Source organism: Pseudomonas sp. E102 (genome assembly GCF_052660185.1).
On record NZ_CP084025.1, the window covers coordinates 956,250 to 979,634 of the forward strand.

The 23,385-nt window shown below is 61.5% G+C and carries 18 protein-coding genes; 12 read left to right on the forward strand and 6 right to left on the reverse strand.

Going from position 1 to position 23,385, the window contains the following annotated elements:
* Nucleotides 1-12 precede the first annotated feature (12 nt).
* The gene (locus tag DOCECA_RS04565; RefSeq protein ID WP_030141034.1) at nucleotides 13-1,407 is read right to left on the reverse strand and encodes a class II fumarate hydratase; all 1,395 of its coding nucleotides are present in this window, start codon (nucleotides 1,405-1,407) and stop codon (nucleotides 13-15) included.
* Between the two features lie 202 nt (nucleotides 1,408-1,609).
* Between DOCECA_RS04565 and DOCECA_RS04570 the strand changes: the two genes are divergently transcribed.
* The 7 genes from DOCECA_RS04570 (at nucleotide 1,610) to DOCECA_RS04600 (ending at nucleotide 9,610) form a co-directional block, all read left to right on the forward strand.
* Nucleotides 1,610-2,131, forward strand: coding sequence for a DUF2059 domain-containing protein (locus tag DOCECA_RS04570; RefSeq protein WP_420767909.1), 522 nt, complete (start codon nucleotides 1,610-1,612; stop codon nucleotides 2,129-2,131).
* Between the two features lie 13 nt (nucleotides 2,132-2,144).
* Nucleotides 2,145-2,444, forward strand: a complete 300-nt coding sequence (locus DOCECA_RS04575) for a BolA family protein (protein WP_420767908.1) — start codon at nucleotides 2,145-2,147, stop codon at nucleotides 2,442-2,444.
* Between the two features lie 263 nt (nucleotides 2,445-2,707).
* Nucleotides 2,708-3,649, forward strand: coding sequence for an oxygen-dependent tRNA uridine(34) hydroxylase TrhO (gene trhO, locus DOCECA_RS04580; protein ID WP_420767907.1), 942 nt, complete (start codon nucleotides 2,708-2,710; stop codon nucleotides 3,647-3,649).
* Between the two features lie 36 nt (nucleotides 3,650-3,685).
* Nucleotides 3,686-4,288, forward strand: coding sequence for a DsbA family protein (locus DOCECA_RS04585; protein WP_420767913.1), 603 nt, complete (start codon nucleotides 3,686-3,688; stop codon nucleotides 4,286-4,288).
* On the forward strand, nucleotides 4,281-6,110 hold the full coding sequence (locus DOCECA_RS04590; RefSeq protein WP_434563050.1) for an ABC transporter ATP-binding protein: 1,830 nt from the start codon (nucleotides 4,281-4,283) through the stop codon (nucleotides 6,108-6,110). The genes DOCECA_RS04585 and DOCECA_RS04590 overlap by 8 nt, the downstream gene beginning before the upstream one ends.
* 190 nt (nucleotides 6,111-6,300) lie before the next feature.
* A complete protein-coding gene (locus DOCECA_RS04595; RefSeq protein WP_420767905.1) occupies nucleotides 6,301-8,760 on the forward strand; it encodes an EAL domain-containing protein in 2,460 nt (819 codons plus the stop codon).
* A 79-nt stretch (nucleotides 8,761-8,839) separates the two neighbouring features.
* Nucleotides 8,840-9,610, forward strand: coding sequence for a TenA family transcriptional regulator (locus tag DOCECA_RS04600; protein WP_420767904.1), 771 nt, complete (start codon nucleotides 8,840-8,842; stop codon nucleotides 9,608-9,610).
* Between the two features lie 881 nt (nucleotides 9,611-10,491).
* On the opposite strand, the gene DOCECA_RS04605 is transcribed toward DOCECA_RS04600, so the two are convergent.
* The 5 genes from DOCECA_RS04605 to DOCECA_RS04625 all read right to left on the reverse strand — a co-directional run bounded on the left by DOCECA_RS04605 (nucleotide 10,492) and on the right by DOCECA_RS04625 (nucleotide 15,485).
* A complete protein-coding gene (locus tag DOCECA_RS04605; protein WP_420767781.1) occupies nucleotides 10,492-11,418 on the reverse strand; it encodes a GGDEF domain-containing protein in 927 nt (308 codons plus the stop codon).
* Between the two features lie 359 nt (nucleotides 11,419-11,777).
* Nucleotides 11,778-12,518, reverse strand: coding sequence for a YciK family oxidoreductase (locus tag DOCECA_RS04610; RefSeq protein WP_434563054.1), 741 nt, complete (start codon nucleotides 12,516-12,518; stop codon nucleotides 11,778-11,780).
* A gap of 199 nt (nucleotides 12,519-12,717) precedes the next feature.
* Nucleotides 12,718-13,389: an N-acetylmuramic acid 6-phosphate phosphatase MupP gene (mupP, locus tag DOCECA_RS04615; protein ID WP_420767783.1), complete on the reverse strand. Its 672-nt coding sequence runs from the start codon at nucleotides 13,387-13,389 to the stop codon at nucleotides 12,718-12,720.
* A gap of 4 nt (nucleotides 13,390-13,393) precedes the next feature.
* Nucleotides 13,394-14,092: a bifunctional 2-polyprenyl-6-hydroxyphenol methylase/3-demethylubiquinol 3-O-methyltransferase UbiG gene (ubiG, locus tag DOCECA_RS04620; protein ID WP_039588851.1), complete on the reverse strand. Its 699-nt coding sequence runs from the start codon at nucleotides 14,090-14,092 to the stop codon at nucleotides 13,394-13,396.
* Between the two features lie 61 nt (nucleotides 14,093-14,153).
* Nucleotides 14,154-15,485: a TRZ/ATZ family hydrolase gene (locus tag DOCECA_RS04625; protein ID WP_445571508.1), complete on the reverse strand. Its 1,332-nt coding sequence runs from the start codon at nucleotides 15,483-15,485 to the stop codon at nucleotides 14,154-14,156.
* Nucleotides 15,486-15,590: 105 nt separating this feature from the next.
* On the opposite strand from DOCECA_RS04625, the gene mtnA reads away from it, so the two are divergent.
* The 5 genes from mtnA to hisC all read left to right on the forward strand — a co-directional run bounded on the left by mtnA (nucleotide 15,591) and on the right by hisC (nucleotide 23,378).
* The gene (gene mtnA, locus DOCECA_RS04630) at nucleotides 15,591-16,667 is read left to right on the forward strand and encodes an S-methyl-5-thioribose-1-phosphate isomerase (RefSeq protein WP_434610335.1); all 1,077 of its coding nucleotides are present in this window, start codon (nucleotides 15,591-15,593) and stop codon (nucleotides 16,665-16,667) included.
* A gap of 421 nt (nucleotides 16,668-17,088) precedes the next feature.
* On the forward strand, nucleotides 17,089-19,752 hold the full coding sequence (gene gyrA / locus DOCECA_RS04635; RefSeq protein ID WP_445571509.1) for a DNA gyrase subunit A: 2,664 nt from the start codon (nucleotides 17,089-17,091) through the stop codon (nucleotides 19,750-19,752).
* A gap of 320 nt (nucleotides 19,753-20,072) precedes the next feature.
* Nucleotides 20,073-21,158, forward strand: a complete 1,086-nt coding sequence (gene serC, locus DOCECA_RS04640) for a 3-phosphoserine/phosphohydroxythreonine transaminase (protein WP_420767787.1) — start codon at nucleotides 20,073-20,075, stop codon at nucleotides 21,156-21,158.
* The gene (gene pheA, locus DOCECA_RS04645; protein WP_420767788.1) at nucleotides 21,158-22,252 is read left to right on the forward strand and encodes a prephenate dehydratase; all 1,095 of its coding nucleotides are present in this window, start codon (nucleotides 21,158-21,160) and stop codon (nucleotides 22,250-22,252) included. The genes serC and pheA overlap by 1 nt, the downstream gene beginning before the upstream one ends.
* 13 nt (nucleotides 22,253-22,265) lie before the next feature.
* Entirely contained in the window at nucleotides 22,266-23,378 is a 1,113-nt protein-coding gene (gene hisC, locus DOCECA_RS04650) for a histidinol-phosphate transaminase (protein WP_445571510.1), read from the forward strand.
* Nucleotides 23,379-23,385 lie beyond the last annotated feature (7 nt).

Genomic DNA, 23,385 nt, shown 5'->3' on the forward strand with positions numbered 1-23,385 from the left:
AGGACAACAAACTCAACCCTGCCCACCGGCCTCCAGCATGTTCTCCGGCCGGACCCAGGCCTCGAACTCCTCATCGGTCAGGTACCCCAGCTGCAACGCGGCCTCCCGCAGGGTCAGCCCCTCGCTGTAGGCTTTCTTGGCGATTTCCGCCGACTTGTCGTAGCCGATGTGCGGGTTCAGCGCCGTCACCAGCATCAATCCGCGTTCCAGGTGCGCCGCCATCTGCTCGGCATCCGGTTCGAGGCCGGCGATGCAGTGCTGTTGGAAGTTGCTGCAGCCATCGGCCAGCAGGCGGATCGATTGCAGCAGGTTGTGGATGATCACCGGCTTGAACACGTTCAGCTGCAAGTGACCCTGGCTGGCAGCGAAACCGATGGCCACGTCGTTGCCCAGGACTTGGCAGGCGAGCATCGACAACGCTTCGCACTGGGTCGGGTTGACCTTGCCAGGCATGATGGAACTGCCCGGCTCGTTGGCCGGCAATTTCACCTCGGCAAACCCCGCTCGCGGCCCGGAACCCAGCAGGCGAAGGTCGTTGGCGATTTTCATCAGGGTCACGGCCAGGGTCTTCAGCGCGCCGGACAATGTGGTCAGCGGCTCATGGCCCGCCAGCGCAGCGAACTTGTTCGGCGCGGTAACGAAGGGCAAGCCGGACAACGCCGCCAACTCAGCGGCAATCGCTTCGCCAAAACCATGGGGGGAATTGAGCCCTGTGCCCACCGCCGTGCCGCCCTGGGCCAGCTCGCAGACGGCCGGCAAGGCGGCGCGGATCGCTCGTTCGGCATAATCGAGTTGGGCGATGAACGCGGACAGTTCCTGGCCGAACGTGATCGGCGTGGCGTCCATCATGTGGGTACGGCCGGTCTTGACCAGCTTCATATGGCGCGCCGCCAGTTCCGCGAGACCACCCGACAACTCGCTGATGGCCGGCAGCAATTGCTGGTAGACGGCTTGGGCGGCGGCGATGTGCATCGCGGTGGGGAAGCAGTCGTTGGAACTCTGGGAACGGTTGACGTGGTCGTTGGGGTGAACCGGGCTCTTGCCGCCTCGCGGGTTGCCCGCCAGCTCATTGGCGCGCCCGGCGATGACCTCGTTGACGTTCATGTTGCTCTGGGTCCCGCTGCCGGTCTGCCAGACCACCAGAGGAAACTGGTCGTCATGCTGGCCGGCCAGCACCTCGTCGGCGGCCTGCTCGATCAGGCGGGCGATGTCGGCGGGCAGGTCACCGTTGCGGTCGTTGACCCGCGCGGCGGCTTTTTTGACCAGCGCCAAAGCGTGCAACACCGACAGCGGCATGCGTTCGTTGCCGATGGCAAAGTTGATCATGGAGCGCTGTGTCTGTGCGCCCCAATAGGCTTCATCCGGGACTTCAACCTGGCCAAGGCTGTCGGTTTCAATACGGCTCATCGGGTCAAACTCCTGTAGGTCTGAATGCGCAGTTTAGGCCCTGGTGGGCGCCAGCGGTTCCCTCAATCACCCCTCAATCTAGGAGTGCGCGGTTCTGTCCGTCAATCGGCCCCGCCAAGGGTCGGGGTTGAGCCCCGGCGTTTATTAGGCGCAGAATGATCGCCCTTGGGGTTTTACCTCGCCTGTTAGAAAAGGAAACTCGATGACCCGTCTTCGTGCCATCTGTACCGCCGTTGCTCTGGTGTGTGCCAGCGGCCCTGTCTTCGCCGATACCGCCAGCCACAACGCCAGTGCCGAAGCGTTCCTGACCCTGGCGCATGCCGACAAGCTGGGTACCCCCGTCTACATGCAAGTACAGCAGATGTTTGCCCAGCGCTTCGAGCAGACCAAAGCTCCCGAGTCGAAAAAGGCCACGCTGGAGACCTACCAGGCCAAGGCCAATGCCGCGCTGGACCAGGCCATCGGCTGGAACAAGCTCAAGCCGGACATGGTCAAGCTCTACACCAGCAACTTCAGCGAATCGGAGCTCAAGGAACTTGTGTCCTTCTATCAGTCTCCCCTGGGCAAGAAAGTCCTGGAAAAAATGCCCCAGCTGACCCAGCAATCGGCGCAACTGACCCAGGCCAAGCTGGAAAGCGCGGTGCCGGTGGTCAACAAGCTGCTGGCGGACATGACCGCCGAGCTCGAGCCGAAAGCCGCTGCCCCGGCCAAGAAAAAGCCATAAGCGGAGCCCTGGCATGAGCATGCAACAACGCATTGAATCGACCCTTGGGCTTCTGCAGCCCGAGCACTTGCAAGTGCTGGACGAAAGCCACATGCACAGCCGTGGGTTGCAGACCCACTTCAAGGCGGTCGTGGTCAGCCGACAGTTCGAGGGGCTCAATCGGGTCAAGCGTCACCAGATGGTCTACGGCACGCTGGGCGAATTGATGGGCGAATTCCATGCACTGGCGCTGCACACCTACACGCCGCAAGAATGGGCCCAGATCGACGCGGCCCCGGCTTCGCCGACCTGTGCCGGAGGCAGCAAGCACTGATTGTCATGGGTGAAGTAGCTTGTTGTGGCGAGGGGATTCATCCCCGCTGGCCTGCGAAGCAGGCCCATCCGGAAGGAAGCCTGGCGCCTGCTTCGCAGCCGAGCGGGGATAAATCCCCTCGCCACAGGGCAGTGTCCGGCCTTGCAATTGCAGCCCTGCAATACATATGTTTTTGCTAGAATCCGCACCGCGCCGCTTACCCGGCGCGTTTTTTTTCGCATCCGGTTCACCCTTTGCGAGGGTAGCCACCTGGAGAAATACCCATGACACCACCCATTGTCGTGGCGGCACTGTATAAGTTCGTCACCCTGGAAGATTACGTCGAGCTGCGCGAGCCCCTGCTCAAGGCGATGCTCGACAACGGCATCAAAGGCACGTTGTTGATCGCCGAGGAAGGCATCAATGGCACCGTTTCCGGCACCCGCGAAGGGATTGACGGATTGATGGCCTGGCTCAAGAACGACCCGCGCATGGATGATATCGACCACAAGGAGTCGTACTGCGACGAGCAGCCGTTCTACCGCACCAAGGTCAAGCTCAAGAAAGAAATCGTCACCCTCGGCGTCGACGGCGTGGACCCGAACAAGCAGGTTGGCACCTATGTCGAGCCGCAAGACTGGAACGCCTTGATCAGCGATCCGGAAGTCCTGCTGATCGACACGCGCAATGACTACGAAGTGGCCATCGGCACCTTCGAAGGCGCCATCGATCCCAAGACCACCAGCTTCCGAGAATTCCCCGACTACATCAAAGCCCACTTCGACCCAACCCGGCACAAGAAAGTGGCGATGTTCTGCACCGGTGGCATTCGTTGTGAAAAAGCGTCGAGCTATATGCTTGGCCAAGGTTTCGACGAGGTCTATCACCTCAAGGGCGGCATCCTTAAATACCTTGAAGAGGTGCCCCAGGAAGAAACCAAATGGCGCGGCGACTGCTTTGTATTCGATAACCGCGTGACCGTGCGCCACGATCTCAGCGAAGGCGACTACGATCAATGTCATGCATGCCGTACGCCGGTGAGCGTTGAAGATCGCGCCTCCGAGCACTACGTGCCCGGGATCAGTTGCCCGCACTGCTGGGACAAGCTGAGCGAGAAGACCCGCCGCAGCGCCATCGACCGGCAAAAGCAGATCGAACTGGCCAAGGCCCGCAACATGCCGCACCCGATCGGCTACAACTACAAGCAAACACCTTCCGAGGCTTGAGCCATGGCGTCGCGCCTGCTGTATGTGATGGACCCGATGTGTTCCTGGTGCTGGGGCTTCGCGCCGGTGGCCGAGGCGTTGGCCGAGCAGGCGCAGGCCGCGGGCGTGGAATTGCACCTGGTGGTGGGCGGCTTGCGCACTGGCAGCGGTTCGGCCTTGGAGCCGACGACTCGGCGCTACATCTTGGAACACTGGCAGGCGGTCACCCAGGCCACCGGCCAGCCGTTCAAGCTCGAGGGTGCGCTACCGGACGGTTTTGTCTACGACACCGAGCCCGCTTGCCGCGCGCTGGTGACGGCCCGCAGCCTGGCGCCGGACATGGCCTGGACGCTGATGAAGCTGATCCAGCAGGCTTTTTATGCACAGGGTCGCGACGTGACCCACGCCAGCGTCCTGGTGGAACTGGCGGAGCAGGCCGGGCTGCCTCGCATCGAGTTTGCCGCCGCCTTCGATCGCGCCGATCAGCATGCCGCCACGGCCGCTGATTTCACTTGGGTACAAGACCTGGGCATCGCCGGGTTCCCCACGCTGCTGGCCGAACGGGACGGCCAATTGGCCTTGCTGACCAACGGCTACCAACCTTTGGATCAGTTGGCCCCGCTGCTGGGCCGCTGGTTGGAGCGCGCGGCCTGTGCCTGACCTGCCCGGTGATGGCGTATCCGCCACGCGGCGCATCGATCGGTTGAGCTGGGCGGAAATCCGTCGCTTGGCCCTCAAGCACAAGAAAGCCCTGTGGATCGCCAACGGCGTTGCCGTGCTGGCGACGCTGTGCAGCGTACCAATCCCGTTGTTGCTGCCGTTACTGGTGGACGAAGTCCTGCTGGGTCACGGCGACGCGGCATTGAAGGTCATGAATCATGCGCTGCCGGCGGCCTGGCAGAGTGCGGCCGGCTACATTGGGTTGATGCTGCTCGTGACGTTGGCACTGCGTTGCGGCGCATTGCTGTTCAACGTCTTGCAGGCCCGTTTATTCGCCAGCCTGGCCAAGGACATCGTCTATCGCATCCGTATCCGGCTGATTGAACGCCTCAAACGCATTTCCCTCGGCGAATACGAAAGCCTGGGCAGCGGCACCGTGACCACCCATCTGGTCACCGACCTGGACACTCTCGACAAGTTCGTCGGCGAAACCCTCAGCCGGTTCCTGGTGGCCATGCTGACTCTGGTGGGCACCGCCGGGATCCTGATGTGGATGCACTGGAAGCTGGCGCTGCTGATCCTGTTGTTCAATCCGTTGGTGATCTACGCCACGGTGCAGTTGGGCAAGCGGGTCAAGCACCTGAAGAAGCTGGAAAACGACAGCACCTCGCGTTTCACCCAGGCGCTGACAGAAACCCTGGATGCCATCCAGGAAGTACGCGCCGGTAACCGCCAGGGATTTTTCCTCGGACGATTGGGGATGCGTGCCCGGGATGTCCGGGACTACGCGGTGAATTCACAATGGAAAACCGACGCCTCGAACCGTGCCAGTGGCCTGCTGTTCCAGTTCGGCATCGACATTTTCCGCGCCGCGGCCATGCTCACCGTGTTGTTTTCGGACCTGTCCGTGGGCCAGATGCTCGCGGTGTTCAGCTACTTGTGGTTCATGATTGGCCCAGTCGAGCAACTGCTGAACCTGCAATACGCCTATTACGCGGCGTCCGGCGCCTTGAATCGCATCAACGAATTGCTGGCCCGCGCCGATGAGCCTCAGTACGACGGTGGCGTCGACCCATTCAAAGGGCGGGACACGGTAGGCATCGACATCCAGGGACTCAGTTTTGGCTACGGCGAGGAGCGGGTGCTCGATCAGATGAACCTGTCCATCTCGCCGGGGGAAAAGGTCGCAATCGTCGGGGCCAGCGGTGGCGGAAAAAGCACCCTGGTGCAACTGCTGTTGGGGCTCTATACGCCACAGGCCGGCAGTATTCGGTTCGGGGGCGCGAGCCAACAGGAAATCGGCCTGGAAACCATCCGGGAAAATGTCGCGGTGGTGCTTCAGCACCCGGCGCTGTTCAACGACACGGTGCGGGCCAATTTGTCCATGGGTCGCGATTGCAGCGATGAGGATTGCTGGCGAGCACTGGCGATCGCCCAGCTCGAATCGACAGTGCGGGCGCTGCCCATGGGGCTGGAGAGTGTTGTGGGTCGATCCGGGGTGAGGTTGTCGGGCGGGCAGCGTCAGCGACTGGCGATTGCGCGCATGGTCCTGGCCGACCCCCGGGTGGTGATTCTCGATGAAGCCACATCGGCGCTGGACGCCGCCACCGAATATAACCTGCACCAGGCATTGGCGAAGTTCCTGCACGGGCGCACCACCTTGATCATCGCCCACCGGTTATCGGCGGTGAAACAGGCCGACCGGGTATTGGTATTCGACGGCGGGCAAATCGCCGAAGACGGCGACCATCTGCAACTGATTGCCGAGGGTGGTTTGTACGCTCGACTCTATGGTCACTTGCAACAAATACAGCGACCTTGAGTTTCCTTTGCTTTTCTGTGCTTAGTATCGGAAAAAAATCAGCCAGAGCCCCCGATTCGTCCGAATCTCCACCCCAAGCCAAGCGATCCCGTGATCCATTCGTTCGAAGGATCGAAAACTAGCCTAGGCTGTGGAATCTGGAGCGGAATTCTCGCGGGTGCTCATTGGCAATGCTTGTGCAAGGGACCTCATGAAGCAAAAGCGGACTCTCGGAACGCCACGATTGTTGGGCATTGTCTGGCCCTTTATTGCCGTTGTGCTATTTCAAGCATTGCTTGGCGGCGTCAGCCTGTATGTCTTGTCTGCGGTACGCGGATATGTGGCGGGGGAAAGTCTTTGGTCCAAGGGCCAGAAAGACGCCATTTATTACCTCAATTTGTATGCCGACAGCCGTGACGAATCGATTTTCCGCAAATACCAACAGGCCATCGCCGTGCCTGAGGGCGGCCATGACCTTCGCGTGGCCCTCGACCGCCAACCGCCGGACCTGGAAGCGGCGCGGGCCGGGATCCTCCAGGGCGGGAATCATCCGGACGACGTTTCCAGCCTGATCTGGCTGTACCTCAACTTTCGCCACTTCAGTTACCTGGAAGAAGCCATCGACCTCTGGACAGTGGGCGATGGCTACCTCACCGAGCTGGATAATGTCGCGCGACAAATGCACCGCAGCATCACGGCGGGGGAGGTGACGGAAAACGACGTGCGAGGCTGGAAAGCGCAGATTTTCGCGATCAACGATTCGGTGACGCCGGCCGCCAAGGCTTTCAGCGATGCGCTGGGCGAGGGGTCGCGGTTCATCCTGCGCCTGTTGCTCGTGACCAACTTCGCCACGGCCCTGGGGCTGATCGTGCTGGCGCTGTTGCGCACGCATAAATTGCTGGCCCAGCGACAAGTCTTCGCCAACGCGCTGCAGTTAGAGAAGGAGCGGGCGCAGATCACCCTGCAATCGATCGGCGACGGGGTGATCACCACCGACGTTGAAGGCGCCATTGCCTACATGAACCCCGCGGCCGAAGCGATGACGCACTGGAAAGCCGAGCATGCGGCGGGGCTGCCCCTGGCGGCGCTGTTCAATCTGCTCGACGACAATGCCCAGACCGAGGGGCTGACATTGATCGAGCATATCCTCAGCGGGCGGCTTGGCGGCGGCAGCGAACATTCCAAGCTGATCCAGAGGCTGGACGGCAGCACCGTGTCGGTCACGCTGGTCGGTGCGCCGATCCGCCACGCGGGCAAGGTCAGCGGCGCGGTGCTGGTGTTGCACGACATGACCCAGGAGCGGCAGTACATCGCCAACCTGTCCTGGCAGGCCACGCACGATGCATTGACCGGCCTGGCGAACCGTCGCGAATTCGAATACCGCCTCGAACAGGCCCTGCATAACCTGACTCGGCAAGTGGGCCGCCACGCCTTGATGTTTCTCGACCTGGATCAGTTCAAGCTGGTCAACGACACGTGCGGTCATGCCGCGGGTGACGAGTTGCTGCGCCATATTTGCGCGCTGCTGCAATCGGGGTTGCGGGAAAACGATACATTGGCCCGGCTGGGCGGGGATGAGTTCGGCATCTTGTTGGAAAACTGTTCGCCGGACGCGGCGGAAAAAATTGCCGAAGGTCTGCGCCAGACCGTACAGAACCTGCATTTTGTATGGAAAGGCCGGCCATTCGTGACCACCGTTAGCATTGGCCTCGTGCACATCGCCCAGAGTCCGACCACGCTGGAGGCGTCCCTGCGGGCCGCGGACATGGCGTGCTACATGGCCAAGGAAAAAGGGCGCAACCGGGTCCAGGTCTACCATGCCGACGATTCGGAACTGTCCCTGCGTTTCGGCGAGATGGCCTGGGTCCAGCGCCTGCATATGGCCCTGGAAGAAAATCGCTTCTGTCTCTACGCCCAGGAAATTGCCGCATTGGGTCCGGGTGACCATGGCGGCGGTCACATTGAAATCCTGTTGCGCCTGCATGACGAGGCGGGCCGGATGATCCTGCCGGACAGTTTCATCCCGGCGGCGGAACGTTATGGCCTGATGACTTCGCTGGACCGTTGGGTAGTGGAGAATGTTTTCAGGATCATTCGCCAGTGCCTGAACGAATCAAGGCGGGGTCCGTTGGCAATGTGTGCGATTAATCTGTCAGGCACGACTATAGGAGATCAGGCATTCCTGGACTTCCTGCGTAAACAGTTTGAGACGTACGCCATCCCACCAGAAATGATTTGTTTTGAAATTACCGAGACCAGTGCAATTTCCAATCTGGGCAGTGCGATCCGCTTTATCAATGAACTCAAAGGCTTGGGTTGTTACTTTTCCCTGGATGACTTTTGTGCCGGAATGTCTTCATTCGCTTACTTGAAACATTTACCTGTAGACTTCCTGAAGATCGATGGGAGTTTCGTAAAGGATATGCTGGACGACCCGATTAACCGGGCAATGGTCGAAGTGATCAATCATATCGGCCACGTCATGGGTAAGCGTACGATTGCCGAGTTCGTTGAAACGGTACAGATCGAACAGGCATTGCTTGAGATTGGCGTGGATTACGCTCAGGGGTATGTTATCGAGCGTCCACAAATGTTTACCTGTGACACATTGCAGTGCAGGCCGGCCAGGCCCCAACCGTTGTTATTCAAGGCCCCCGGCACGTTCCGCTGAAACTCTTGTTGGTCCGCAAAAAATCACAATCAAAAGGAGCCCGACAGTGATCGACACATTCAACCGAACAGGCCCGCTCATGGACGCTAGTAGCTATCCGAAATGGGCACAGCAGCTCATTACAGATTGCAGCGAGAGCAAGCGCCGGGTTGTCGAACACGAGCTGTATCAACGCATGCGTGACAACAAGCTCAGCGCCAAGACCATGCGCCACTACCTCATTGGTGGTTGGCCGGTCGTTGAACAGTTCGCTTTATACATGGCACAGAATCTCACCAAGACCCGCTTTGCCCGCCACCCTGGCGAGGACATGGCGCGTCGCTGGCTGATGCGCAACATTCGTGTCGAACTCAATCACGCCGACTACTGGGTGAACTGGAGCGCCGCCCATGGTGTGACGCTCGAGGATCTCCAGGCACAGCAGGTGCCGCCAGAGCTGCACGCACTGAGCCATTGGTGCTGGCACACCAGCTCGGCGGACTCGCTGATCGTGGCGATCGCGGCGACCAACTACGCCATCGAGGGCGCGACCGGGGAATGGTCGGCGCTGGTCTGCTCCAATGGCGTCTACGCATCGGCCTTCGCCGAGGAAGACCGCAAGCGGGCCATGAAATGGCTGAAGATGCATGCCCAATATGACGATGCCCACCCTTGGGAAGCGCTGGAAATCATCTGCACACTGGCCGGCATGAACCCGAGCAAGGCGCTGCAGGTGGAGCTGCGGCAGGCCGTTTGCAAGAGCTACGACTACATGTATCTGTTCCTGGAACGATGCATGCAGCTGGAGCAATCGGGCGTAGCCGAGAAGACCCCGCCCAGCCGCGAGCGCCTGGCGTTGGCGGGTAGCTGATACCCGATAGCTTGACCCACCTGTGGGAGCGGGCTTGCTCGCGAAAGCGGTCTGAACCGTCAACCTTGTGTTGAATGTTCCGGCCCCTTCGCGAGCAAGCTCGCTCCCACAATGGTTTTGTGGGGATCGAAAATCTGATGTACACCGCCGATCCCTTGTGGGAGCGAGCTTGCTCGCGATGGCGGTCTGGCAGTTAATCTTGTATTGGCAGACCCGGCCCCTTCGCGAGCAGGCTCGCTCCCACAGTGGTTTTGTGGGGATCGAAAATCTGATGTACACCGCCAATCCCTTGTGGGAGCGAGCCTGCTCGCGATGACGGTCTGGCAGTTAACCTTGCGTTGGCAGGCCCGGCCCCTTCGCGAGCAGGCTCGCTCCCACAATGGTTTTGTGGGGATCGAAAATCTGATGTACACCGCCAATCCCCTGTGGGAGCGAGCTTGCTCGCGATGGCGGTCTGGCAGTTAACCTTGCGTTGGCAGACCCGGCCCCTTCGCGAGCAAGCTCGCTCCCACAGTGGCTTTGTGGTGAGTGAAGATCTTATGTACACCGCCAATCCCTTGTGGGAGCGAGCCTGCTCGCGATGGCGGTCTGGCAGTTAACCTTGCGTTGGCAGGCCCGGCCCCTTCGCGACCAGGCTCGCTCCCACAGTGGTTTTGTGGTGAGTGAAGATCTTATGTACACCGCCAATCCCTTGTGGGAGCGAGCTTGCTCGCGATGGCGGTCTGGCAGTTAATCTTGTATTGGCAGACCCGGCCCCTTCGCTAGCAGGCTCGCTCCCACAGTGGTTTTGTGGTGAGTGAAGATCTTATGTACACCGCCAATCCCCTGTGGGAGCGAGCCTGCTCGCGATGGCGGTGTGTCGGCGTCAAGCAGTTGGGGCTTCAGCCCGCCATCGTCAACCGGTTTCTGCCCTCGCGCTTTGCTACATACAGCGCACTGTCGGCTCGGCGCAAGAGGCTTTCGGCCGACTCGCCCGGCAGCAATGTCGCGCAGCCGAGGCTGACGGTCAGTTCAATCCTTGTCCCGCCGGCGAAATAATCCTGGGTCTGGGCGGCATAACGCAGCCGTTCGCCGACCATGGCCGCGGCATCCCGGCTGGTGTTGGCCAGCAGGATCAGGAACTCTTCCCCGCCAAACCGGAACACCATGTCGACATTGCGCAGATGGCTTTTGATCGAGTCAGCGACGGCCCTGAGCACTTCATCGCCGACACCATGCCCATGGGTGTCGTTGATCCGCTTGAAATGATCGATGTCCAGCATCAACAGCGACAGTGGCTGCATGTGGCGCCGGGCCATGTCGATCTCACGTTCCAGCGTCTGGTCCATCGCGATGCGGTTGCCGGTGCCGGTCAGCGGATCGCGTAGGGCGCTTTGGGTGGCGGCGCGGTAGAGCAAGGCGTTGCGCAGCGGAAAAAACAGCGAAGACAGTGTCGATTCCAGGTCGCTCTGTTCCGACTCGGTAAAGCGCTGATTGCGGCGGAACACCAGCTCACCCAGATGTTCGCCCTCATGGCTGAGGTTGTAGCTGAGGTTGTGATGTCCGCGTTGGCCGAATTCCATACGCAGGTCGCTGGGCTTGTGCTGATACGCCAGCGCGTCCAAGGGCACCAGCCGTTGCACTTCGCGGAAGAACAAGCCAAGGATCCGTTGCGGTTCCAGGCTGGTCTGCAACTGTTGACCAAGTTGTTGGCGCAGCTGGGACAGGCTGACGGGCCGCGCCACGAGTGGAGACGGCTGGGCCAGGCCCAGGCGCTGCAACTTGGCGCTATCAAAGTCGATCGCGTTGGTCTGTGTGGGCGTTTTCATATGGCGTGAGCCCCTGAACTTTATCGATCCTGACCGGCGGGGGTGAGGTGGCCCTAGGCTACGCGTCGTACTGATCCATCAGTCCCGAAGGACACTGAGTTGAGTTTAGTCCGCTTTATCTGGCAGGCATAAACCCTTCGCAATGTTCGCTACTCGCCGGACACGGCGTGTTTAAAAGGGTTAGAGCGAAACTCGTGCCATTCAGTTCACCTTGATAAAAACCACTATTGAATCAAGGCGTTGATGACTGACGGTGGTCGTAATGCGAGCAAGGGGCGGCGACGGCTTGGCGTTTCGGTTGGGTGGCGCATCGAGGAAGGGTGCGTCGCGACGGTAAACCGCCGCGACGCGGATGGCTGTCACTGCGCGTTGAGCGCTTGGCCATTGACGCCCTGGCTGTCAGGTCCCATGAGGTACAGGTAGACCGGCATGATTTCTTCGGGTGTCGGATTGTTGAGCGGATTTTCTCCTGGGTAGGCCTGGGCCCGCATGCTGGTGCGGGTGGCGCCGGGATTGATGCTGTTGGAACGCACTGGCGCTACGGTGTCGACTTCGTCAGCGAGAGTTTGCATCAGCCCCTCGGTGGCGAACTTGGACACGCCATAAGCGCCCCAATACGCCCGGCCTTTGCGTCCGACGCTGCTGGAAGTGAACACCACGGAGGCATCCTTGGACAATTTGAGCAGCGGCAACAACGTGCTGGTGAGCATGAACATGGCGTTGACGTTCACTTGCATCACGCGCATGAAATTCTCGCCGGAAAGCTGCTCCAGCGGCGTGCGCGGACCAATGATCGAGGCGTTGTGCAGCAGCCCGTCGAGGTGACCGAACTCGGTCTCGATCATGGCGGCCAGCTCATCGTATTGATGGGGCAGGGCAGTTTCGAGGTTGAAGGGAATCACCGCTGGTTGCGGATGGCCGGCCGCTTCGATTTCGTCATAGACCTGGGTCAGGTTGGCCTCGGTCTTGCCTAGCAACAGCACGGTGGCGCCATGGGCGGCATAAGCCTTGGCGGCAGCGGCGCCGATCCCGCGGCCGGCGCCGGTGACGAGAATGATGCGGCCTTCGAGCAGGTCGGGGCGGGCGGAGTAATCAAACATAAAGAAACCTCACGAAACAAAACAATGCGTCAGTGGTGCGCAGTTGTGGCGAGGGGATTTATCGAAACGTCGCACCGCCCCTCTGGGTTCGGTTTGATGTACTGCGGTGGCAGTTATATTTTTGGGGACGCTGCGCACCCCAGCGGGGATAAATCCCCTCGCCACAGCAAGCTCCCTCGCCACAAGAGCGGGCCTCAGATCAGCAACTGCACAACGCGTTATCCAGCACTTCACGCAGGGCCAGGGGATGGTCGATCACCACATCCGCGCCCCAGTGCTTGGGATTGTCGTCTGGATGGATATAGCCGTAAGTGACCGCACAGGTCTTGGTGCCAGCGCCGCGGCCCGACTCGATATCGCGTAGGTCATCACCCACGAAGAGCACGCTGGCCGGATCCAGGTCGAGCATCTTGCAGGCCAGGGTCAACGGTTCGGGATCCGGCTTGCTGTTTTTCACATGGTCGGGGCAGATCAACACTTTCGAGCGCTCGGCCAGGCCCAGCTGCTGCATGATCGGCTCGGCAAAACGTACCGGTTTGTTGGTGACCACGCCCCAGATAAGGTTGGCCGCCTCGATGTCGGCCAGCACTTCGGCCATGCCATCGAAGAGGTGACTGTGGACCGCGCACCCTTTGAGGTAACGGTCGAGGAATTCCTGGCGCAGTTCTTCGAAGCCCGGCGATTCGGGGTCCATCGAGAACGTCGCCGCGACCATCGCCCGGGCGCCGCCGGAAATTTCGTCGCGGATGTGCTGGGTGTTCATCGGCGGCAAGCCACGGTCGGCGCGCATGGCCTGGCAGATGGCGATGAAGTCGGGCGCGGTGTCGAGCAGCGTGCCGTCCATGTCGAAGAGAACCGCTTTGAGACGCATCGACTTATTCCTCGCGCAGGGTCTGGATCATGTAGTTGACGTCAACGTCGGCGGCCAGCTTGTAGTGCTTGGTCAGCGGGTTGTAGGTCAGGCCGATGATGTCCTTGACGGTCAACCCGGCCATGCGGCTCCAGGCGCCGAGCTCGGAAGGACGGATGAATTTCTTGAAGTCGTGGGTGCCACGCGGCAGCAGCTTCATGATGTATTCGGCGCCGATGATGGCGAACAGGTAGGCCTTCGGGTTGCGGTTGATCGTGGAGAAGAACACCTGGCCGCCGGGCTTGACCATCTGGAAGCAGGCGCGGATGACCGACGAAGGGTCCGGCACGTGCTCGAGCATCTCCAGGCAGGTGACCACGTCGAACTGGCCGGGCATTTCCTCGGCCAGGGCTTCGGCGGTGATCTGCCGATATTCCACGCTGACGCCGGACTCAAGCTGATGCAATTGCGCAACCGCCAGCGGCGCCTCGCCCATGTCGATGCCCATGACAGTGGCGCCACGCAGGGCCATGGCTTCGCTGAGGATGCCGCCGCCACAACCGACGTCGAGGACTTTCTTGCCCGCGAGGCTGACGCGCTCGTCGATCCAGTTGACCCGCAGCGGGTTGATGTCGTGCAGCGGTTTGAATTCGCTCTCGCGGTCCCACCAGCGATGGGCCAGGGCTTCGAACTTGGCGATTTCGGCGTGGTCGACGTTGCTCATGTGAAGATCCTCGAAAAACTTGAAAAATCAGTGACCCCCGAGCCTTGGCTCAAAGGGCGTGCTATTCGTCCTGGCCGTTCACCCGCCGGCCCCAGGCCTGGGCCGTGGCAGTCAGTTGCGACTCGTCCATGCGAGTCAGGCGACCTTCCTCCAGCAATTGTTTTCCGGCCACCCACAGGTGTTTGACGCAATGCCGGCCCGTGGCGTAGATCAACTGCGAAACCGGGTCGTAGATCGGTTGTTGCGCCAGCCCGGACAGGTCGAAGGCCACCAGGTCGGCGGCCTTGCCGACTTCCAGTGAACCGACCGTCGCTTCGATGCCCAAAGCCCGGGCGCCGTTGAGCGTGGCCATGCGCAGCGCACGGTGGGCGTCCAGGGCGGTGGCCGAGCCCGCAACGGCCTTCGCCAGCAGGGCGGCGGTGCGGGTTTCGCCCAGCAGGTCCAGGTCATTGTTGCTCGCCGCACCGTCGGTGCCGACCGCGACGTTGACGCCAGCCTGCCACAGGCGCTCCACCGGGCAGAAGCCGCTGGCCAGCTTCAGATTGGACTCCGGACAATGGATCACGCTGCAGTTGTGTTCTACCAGCAGGGCCTGGTCCTCGTCGCTGACCTGGGTCATGTGCACCGCCTGGAAGCGTGGCCCCAACAGGCCAAGCCGCGCCAGTCGGGCCATCGGCCGCTCGCCGGTATTATCCACAGCCTGCTGCACTTCGAAGGCGGTTTCGTGAACATGCATGTGGATGGCCGCGTCCAGTTCTTCGGCGATCACCCGGATCTTCTCCAGGTTGTCGTCGCCCACGGTGTATGGCGCATGCGGGCCGAATGCGACTTTGATCCTCGGGTGGTGCTTGAGGTCGCCGAATAATTCGATGCCCTGACGAATGGCGTCGTCGGCGTTGGCGGCGCCGGGGATCGGAAAGTCGAGAATGGGAATGGCTATTTGCGCGCGGATGCCGCTGTTATGGACGCGGTCGCTGGCGACCTTGGGGTAGAAGTACATGTCCGAAAAGCAGGTGATGCCGCCCTGGATCTGCTCGGCGATCGCCAGGTCGGTGCCGTCGCGGACGAAATCCTCATCGACCCATTTGCCCTCGGCGGGCCAGATGTGCTGTTCGAGCCAGGTCATCAGCGGCAGGTCATCGGCCAGGCCGCGGAACAGCGTCATCGCCGCGTGACCGTGGGCGTTGACCAGGCCCGGGCTGAGCAGCATGCCGGGCAATTCGCGGACTTCAGCGGCGTCGCACCTCATGGCTTCGGCCCGTGGCCCGATGAACACGATGCAACCGTCGCGAATCCCCAGACCATGATCCTTGAGCACGACACCGGCGGGTTCGACAGGCACCAACCAGGTCGGCAGCAATAATAAGTCGAGCGCAACGGCAGGCTTGGGCATCGTGGAACGGTTCCATGAGTTATAAAGGAGGCGAAGTATACCCGAGCGTCTTCGCGGAGGGATCGCTATAATCGGCGGCTTTTGTTTCTGAGTGCGGGGTGAAGGATGCGCAATCGACTGTTGGCTGCGGAGAAGGTGAAGGCCATCGATTGGCGTGATGGCGCTCTTTATCTGCTCGATCAGCGTGTTTTACCGTTCGAGGAGAACTGGATCGGCTACACCAGTGCGGCCGGCGTGGCCGAGGCCATCCGTTCGATGGTAGTGCGCGGCGCGCCGGCCATCGGCATCAGTGCCGCCTATGGCGTGGTGCTGGCGGCGCGGGCGCGGTTGGCCGAGGGCGGTGACTGGCAAGATGCGCTGGAAGCGGATTTCGCCTTGCTGGCCGATTCCCGGCCGACGGCGGTCAATCTGTTCTGGGCGCTTGACCGCATGCGCGACCGCTTGGCGCGCCTCAAAGAGCATGCCGATCCACTGGCGGCCCTGGAGGCCGAAGCCATGGCGATCCACGAAAGCGATCGCGAGGCCAACCTGACCATGGCCCAGCTCGGCGTCGACCTGATTCGCAAGCATCAGGGCAACGCCCAGGCGATCCTGACCCACTGCAACACCGGCGCCCTTGCCACCGGCGGCTTCGGTACCGCGCTCGGGGTGATTCGCGGTGCATTCCTTGAAGGCATGGTCGAGCGGGTCTACGCCGACGAAACCCGCCCATGGCTACAGGGTTCGCGGTTGACCGCGTGGGAACTGGCGAACGAAGGCATTCCGGTGACCCTCAACGCCGACTCCGCTGCCGCCCATATCATGAAGACCAAAGGCGTGACCTGGGTGATCGTCGGCGCCGACCGCATCACCGCCAATGGCGACGTGGCGAACAAGATCGGCACCTATCAATTGGCAGTCTGCGCCATGCACCACGGTGTGCGCTTCATGGTGGTGGCGCCGAGCTCGACCATCGACATGAACCTGGCCAGCGGTGAAGACATTCCCATCGAAGAGCGTGACGGCCGCGAATTGCTGGAAGTTGGCGGCAAGCGGGTCGGGGCCGATGCCGACGCCTTCAATCCGGTTTTCGACGTGACCCCGGCAGACCTGATCGACGCTATCGTGACGGAGAAAGGCATTGTTGAGCGGCCAGATGCGGCGAAGATGGCCCAACTGATGTGTCGCAAACGGTTGCACTAAGGGCTTCGGCGCCTGAGCTGGCCCCATCGCGAGCAGGCTCGCTCCCCCATTGGACGGCGTACGTTGCCCTGTGGGAGCAAGCCTGCTCGCGATGGGGCCGGCAAAGCCTGAAAAAACAGCCAAATCCGGCCACGAATCGCCATTCCCAGCGCCTCTGAGCTTCTCTCGTCCCTTTTCAGCCTGTCATCGGTCAACTAACTACGCACCATGCGCATCTGGGGGATAGGTGCGTGGCGGCTCTTGTGATAACATCCGGCGGTTTCCAAGGCTGCCTCGCGAGGTGGCCTTTACTGCGCAGATCCATGGCATAACTCGTTGATTTGTCGTAAGTCGCTGCTCGGCATTTGTCCTGCAGCGGCGAGCTTCGTTCGTCCCATCTGGACGTGACGAGGTTTCACCAGAAAAAGGAATCAGGCTTCTCATGGGCGAACTGGCCAAAGAAATCCTCCCGGTCAATATCGAAGACGAGCTGAAACAGTCCTACCTCGACTACGCAATGAGCGTGATCGTCGGGCGGGCGCTGCCGGATGCGCGCGATGGCTTGAAGCCCGTGCACCGGCGCGTGCTGTTCGCGATGAGCGAGCTGGGCAACGACTTCAACAAGCCGTACAAGAAATCCGCCCGTGTCGTCGGCGACGTGATCGGTAAGTATCACCCCCACGGCGACACTGCCGTGTACGACACCATCGTGCGGATGGCGCAGCCGTTCTCCCTGCGCTACCTGCTGGTGGATGGCCAGGGCAACTTCGGTTCGGTGGACGGCGACAACGCCGCGGCCATGCGATACACCGAAGTGCGCATGACCAAGCTGGCCCACGAGCTGCTGGCCGACCTGCACAAGGAAACCGTGGACTGGGTGCCGAACTACGACGGCACCGAGATGATCCCGGCGGTCATGCCGACCCGTATCCCGAACCTGCTCGTCAACGGCTCCAGCGGTATCGCCGTGGGCATGGCGACCAACATCCCGCCGCACAACCTCGGCGAAGTCATCGACGGTTGCCTGGCCCTCATCGACAACCCGGAACTGTCCGTCGATGAGCTGATGCAGTACATCCCCGGCCCGGATTTCCCGACCGCCGCGATCATCAACGGTCGCGCCGGCATCATCGAGGCCTATCGCACCGGTCGTGGCCGCATCTACATGCGCGCCCGCTCCACCGTTGAAGATATCGACAAGGTCGGCGGTCGCCAGCAGATCGTCATCACCGAGCTGCCGTACCAACTGAACAAGGCTCGCCTGATCGAGAAGATCGCCGAGCTGGTGAAAGAGAAGAAGCTCGAAGGCATCACCGAGCTGCGTGACGAGTCCGACAAGGACGGCATGCGCGTCGTGATCGAGTTGCGTCGTGGCGAAGTGCCCGAGGTGATCCTCAACAACCTCTACGCCCAGACCCAGCTGCAAAGCGTGTTCGGCATCAACATCGTCGCGTTGATCGACGGCCGTCCGCGGATCCTGAACCTCAAGGACCTGCTGGAAGCCTTCGTCCGTCACCGCCGCGAAGTGGTTACCCGCCGTACCGTGTTCGAGCTGCGCAAGGCGCGCGAGCGCGGCCATATCCTCGAAGGCCAGGCCGTTGCCCTGTCGAACATCGACCCGGTGATCGCCTTGATCAAGGCCTCGCCAACGCCGTCGGAAGCCAAGGAAGCGCTGGTCAGCACCCCTTGGGAATCCAGTGCGGTAGTGGCGATGGTCGAACGCGCCGGTGCCGATTCGTGCCGTCCGGAAAACCTAGATCCGCAATACGGCCTGCGCGAAGGCAAGTACTTCCTGTCCCCGGAGCAGGCGCAAGCCATCCTGGAACTGCGCCTGCACCGCCTGACCGGTCTGGAGCACGAGAAGCTGCTGGCCGAATACCAGGAAATCCTCAACCAGATCGGCGAGCTGATCCGCATCCTCAACAGCGCCACGCGCCTGATGGAAGTGATCCGCGAAGAACTGGAAGTGATCCGCGCCGAATACGGCGACGTGCGCCGCACCGAAATCCTCGATGCGCGCCTGGACCTGACCCTGGGGGACATGATCCCGGAAGAAGAGCGCGTGGTGACCATTTCCCACGGCGGCTATGCCAAGACCCAACCGTTGGCCGCCTACCAGGCCCAACGTCGCGGTGGCAAAGGCAAATCGGCTACCGGCGTCAAGGACGAGGACTACATCGCACACCTGCTGGTCGCCAACAGCCACACCACGTTGCTGCTGTTCTCCAGCAAGGGCAAGGTGTACTGGCTCAAGACTTACGAAATTCCCGAAGCATCCCGCGCTGCCCGTGGTCGTCCGCTGGTCAACCTGTTGCCGCTGGACGACGGTGAATGCATCACCACCATGCTGCCGGTGGAGGAATACACCGAAGGTCACTACATCTTCATGGCAACCGCCAACGGCACCGTGAAGAAGACCCCGCTGGAATCCTTCAGCCGCCAGCGCAGCGTCGGCCTGATCGCCCTGGAGCTGGACGAGGGCGACGTGCTGATTTCCGCCGCCATCACCGACGGCGAACGCGAAGTCATGCTGTTCTCCGACGGCGGCAAGGTCACGCGCTTCAAGGAATCCGATGTCCGCGCCATGGGCCGTACCGCCCGTGGTGTGCGCGGCATGCGTCTGCCGGAAGGGCAAAAGCTGATTTCCATGCTGATCCCCGAAGAAGGCAGCCAGATCCTCACCGCTTCCGAGCGTGGCTACGGCAAGCGTACCGCCATCAGCGAGTTCCCCGAGTACAAGCGTGGCGGCCAGGGCGTGATCGCCATGGTCAGCAACGAGCGTAACGGTCGCCTGGTTGGCGCGGTCCAGGTGCTCGACGGCGAGGAGATCATGCTGATTTCCGACCAAGGCACGTTGGTGCGTACGCGGGTCGACGAAGTCTCCAGCCTGGGTCGTAACACCCAGGGCGTGACGCTGATCAAGCTGGCCAAAGACGAAAAACTGGTCGGCCTTGAGCGCGTCCAGGAGCCTTCGGAAGTCGAAGGCGAAGAGCTGGAAGGCGAGGACGGCGTGGCGTTCGATGGCGCCCTCGGTGCCGATGTTGACGACGTCGTCGGCGACCAACCGCTCGATGCTGCCGCAGACGAAGAAGAGCCGCAGGACTAAGCGGGCACGCAGGGGGCGGATGAAAATTCGCCCCCTTGTTGTTTGTTCCGTTTGAAAATTTGCGACACTGCGCAATCCCTATGGGGACTGCCCCTCTCTTGAGGCTTGTTTGATTCATTGTGGCGAGGGAGCTTGCTCCCGCTGGGCCGGCTGGCGCTCCAGTGCGCAGCGGCCCCTATTTTTTGTGAGCGCTTCGCACTCAAGCGGGAGCAAGCTCCCTCGCCACTGATTCAGCCATGTCTTGACTAAGCGGTAGCCCTGTAACGGCGGTGTGCGGACCAAAAGATTTATGTGACCACCAGATCAGAGCGAGATTGGATGTGAGCAAGAGAGCCTATAACTTCTGTGCCGGCCCGGCGGCGCTTCCCGAAGCGGTCCTGAAGCGTGCCCAGGGCGAACTTCTCGACTGGCATGGCAAGGGCCTGTCGGTCATGGAGATGAGCCATCGCAGCGATGAATTCGTGTCCATCGCCACCAAGGCCGAGCAGGACCTGCGTGATCTGCTGAACATCCCGTCCAACTATAAAGTGCTGTTCCTGCAAGGCGGCGCCAGCCAGCAGTTCGCCCAGATTGCGCTGAACCTGCTGCCGGAAAACGGCTCGGCTGACTACATCGACACCGGTATCTGGTCGCAGAAGGCCATCGAAGAAGCGTCGCGCTACGGTCACGTCAACGTGGCGGCCACCGCCAAGCCCTACGATTATTTCGCGATACCCGGCCAGAACGAGTGGAAGCTGTCCAAGGACGCGGCGTACGTCCACTACGCGCCAAACGAAACCATTGGTGGCCTGGAATTCAACTGGGTCCCGGAAACCGGTGACGTGCCGCTGGTGGCCGACATGTCCTCGGACATCCTTTCGCGTCCAGTGGACATCTCCCGTTTCGGCATGATTTACGCCGGCGCCCAGAAGAACATCGGCCCGAGCGGCATTCTGGTCGCGATCATCCGCGAAGACCTGCTCGGTCGCGCCCGCTCTCTGTGCCCGACCATGCTCAACTACAAGGTCGCGGCGGACAACGGCTCGATGTACAACACCCCGCCGACCCTGGCCTGGTACCTGTCAGGCCTGGTCTTCGAGTGGCTGAAAGAGCAGGGCGGTGTCGAGGCTATCGGCAAGCTCAACGAAGTGAAGCAGCGCACGCTGTATGACTTCATCGATGCCAGCGGCCTCTACAGCAACCCGATCAACAAGTCTGATCGCTCCTGGATGAACGTGCCGTTCCGCCTGGCGGATGATCGTCTCGACAAGCCGTTCCTGGCCGGCGCCGACGAGCGTGGCCTGCTGAACCTCAAGGGCCACCGCTCGGTCGGCGGCATGCGCGCCTCCATCTACAACGCCGTGGACATCAACGCAGTCAACGCGCTGATTGCCTACATGGCGGAGTTCGAGAAGGAACACGGCTGATGTCTGAGCAAGAACTCAAGGCGCTGCGCCTGCGCATCGATGCCCTGGATGAGAAAGTCCTGGAGTTGATCAGCGAGCGCGCACGCTGTGCCCAGGAAGTTGCCCGGGTAAAAATGGCGTCCCTGGCCGAAGGCGAAGTGCCGGTGTTCTACCGGCCGGAGCGCGAAGCCCAAGTGCTCAAGCGTGTCATGGAACGCAACAAGGGGCCGTTGGGCAACGAAGAGATGGCGCGCTTGTTCCGCGAAATCATGTCCTCGTGCCTGGCTCTCGAACAGCCGCTGAAAGTCGCTTACCTGGGCCCGGAGGGCACCTTCACCCAGGCAGCGGCCATGAAGCATTTCGGTCACGCCGTGATCAGCAAGCCGATGGCGGCCATCGACGAAGTCTTCCGCGAAGTGGCGGCCGGTGCCGTGAATTTCGGCGTGGTGCCGGTGGAGAACTCCACCGAAGGTGCGGTCAACCACACGCTGGACAGCTTCCTCGAGCACGACATGGTGATCTGCGGCGAAGTCGAGCTGCGCATTCACCATCACCTGCTGGTGGGTGAGAACACCAAGACCGACAGCATCAGCCGGATCTACTCCCACGCACAGTCCCTGGCCCAGTGCCGTAAGTGGCTGGACGCCCATTACCCGAACGTCGAGCGCGTGGCGGTATCGAGCAATGCCGAGGCGGCCAAGCGGGTCAAGGGTGAGTGGAACTCGGCGGCGATCGCCGGCGACATGGCGGCAGGCCTTTACGAGCTGACGCGCCTGGCCGAGAAAATCGAGGACCGTCCGGACAACTCCACCCGGTTCCTGATGATCGGTAACCAGGAAGTTCCGCCGACCGGCGACGACAAGACCTCGATCATTGTCTCCATGAGCAACAAGCCGGGGGCACTTCATGAGCTGTTGGTGCCGTTCCATGACAACGGCATCGATCTGACGCGGATCGAGACTCGCCCTTCGCGCAGTGGTAAATGGACCTACGTGTTCTTCATCGATTTCGTCGGCCACCACCGCGATCCGCTGGTGAAAGGTGTGCTGGAGAAAATCAGTCAGGAAGCAGTGGCACTCAAGGTGCTGGGTTCCTACCCCAAGGCAGTTCTTTAAGGGCGGATAGCAAATGAGTGGCAACTTCCTCGCCCTGGCCCAGCCAGGCGTTCAACAACTTTCGCCCTACGTTCCAGGCAAGCCTGTGGACGAACTGGCCCGCGAGCTGGATCTTGACCCGGCCAGCATCGTCAAGTTGGCGAGCAACGAAAATCCGCTGGGCGCGAGCCCCAAGGCACTCGCGGCAATTCGCGACGAACTGGCCGAGCTGACGCGCTACCCCGATGGCAACGGCTTCGCCTTGAAAAGCCTGCTGGCCGAGCGCTGCGGCGTCGAGCTGAACCAGGTGACCCTGGGTAACGGCTCCAACGACATTCTCGAGCTGGTCGCCCGCGCGTACCTGGCGCCGGGCCTCAATGCCGTGTTCAGTGAACATGCGTTCGCGGTCTACCCGATTGCCACCCAGGCCGTCGGTGCCGATGCCCGTGTCGTTCCAGCCAAGGCTTGGGGGCACGACCTGCCCGCCATGCTCGCCGCCATCGACGCCAATACCCGCGTAGTCTTCATCGCCAACCCGAACAACCCGACCGGCACCTGGTTCGACGCCCAAGCCTTGGACGACTTCCTGCAGGACGTGCCCGAGCACGTCCTGGTGGTGCTGGACGAGGCCTACATCGAATACGCCGAAGGCAGTGACTTGCCCGATGGGTTGGATTTCCTCGCCGCCTACCCGAACCTGCTGGTGTCGCGCACCTTCTCCAAGGCTTATGGCCTGGCGTCGCTTCGGGTTGGCTACGGCTTGTCCACTGCGGTGGTGGCCGATGTGCTGAACCGCGTGCGCCAACCATTCAACGTCAACAGCTTCGCCCTGGCTGCCGCTTGCGCCGCATTGCAGGACGAAGCCTACCTGGCGCAAAGCCGTCGCTTGAACGAAGCCGGCATGCAGCAATTGGAAACGGGCTTGCGTAAGTTGGGTCTGGGCTGGATTCCTTCCAAGGGCAACTTCATTTGTGTGGACGTTGGACGCGTCGCGGCGCCGGTCTATCAAGGCTTGCTGCGCGAAGGCGTGATCGTGCGTCCGGTGGCCAACTACGGCATGCCGAATCACCTGCGCGTCACCGTTGGCCTGCCGGCGGAAAACACCCGTTTCCTGGAGGCGCTGAGCAAGGTCCTGGCTCGTGGGTGATGTCACC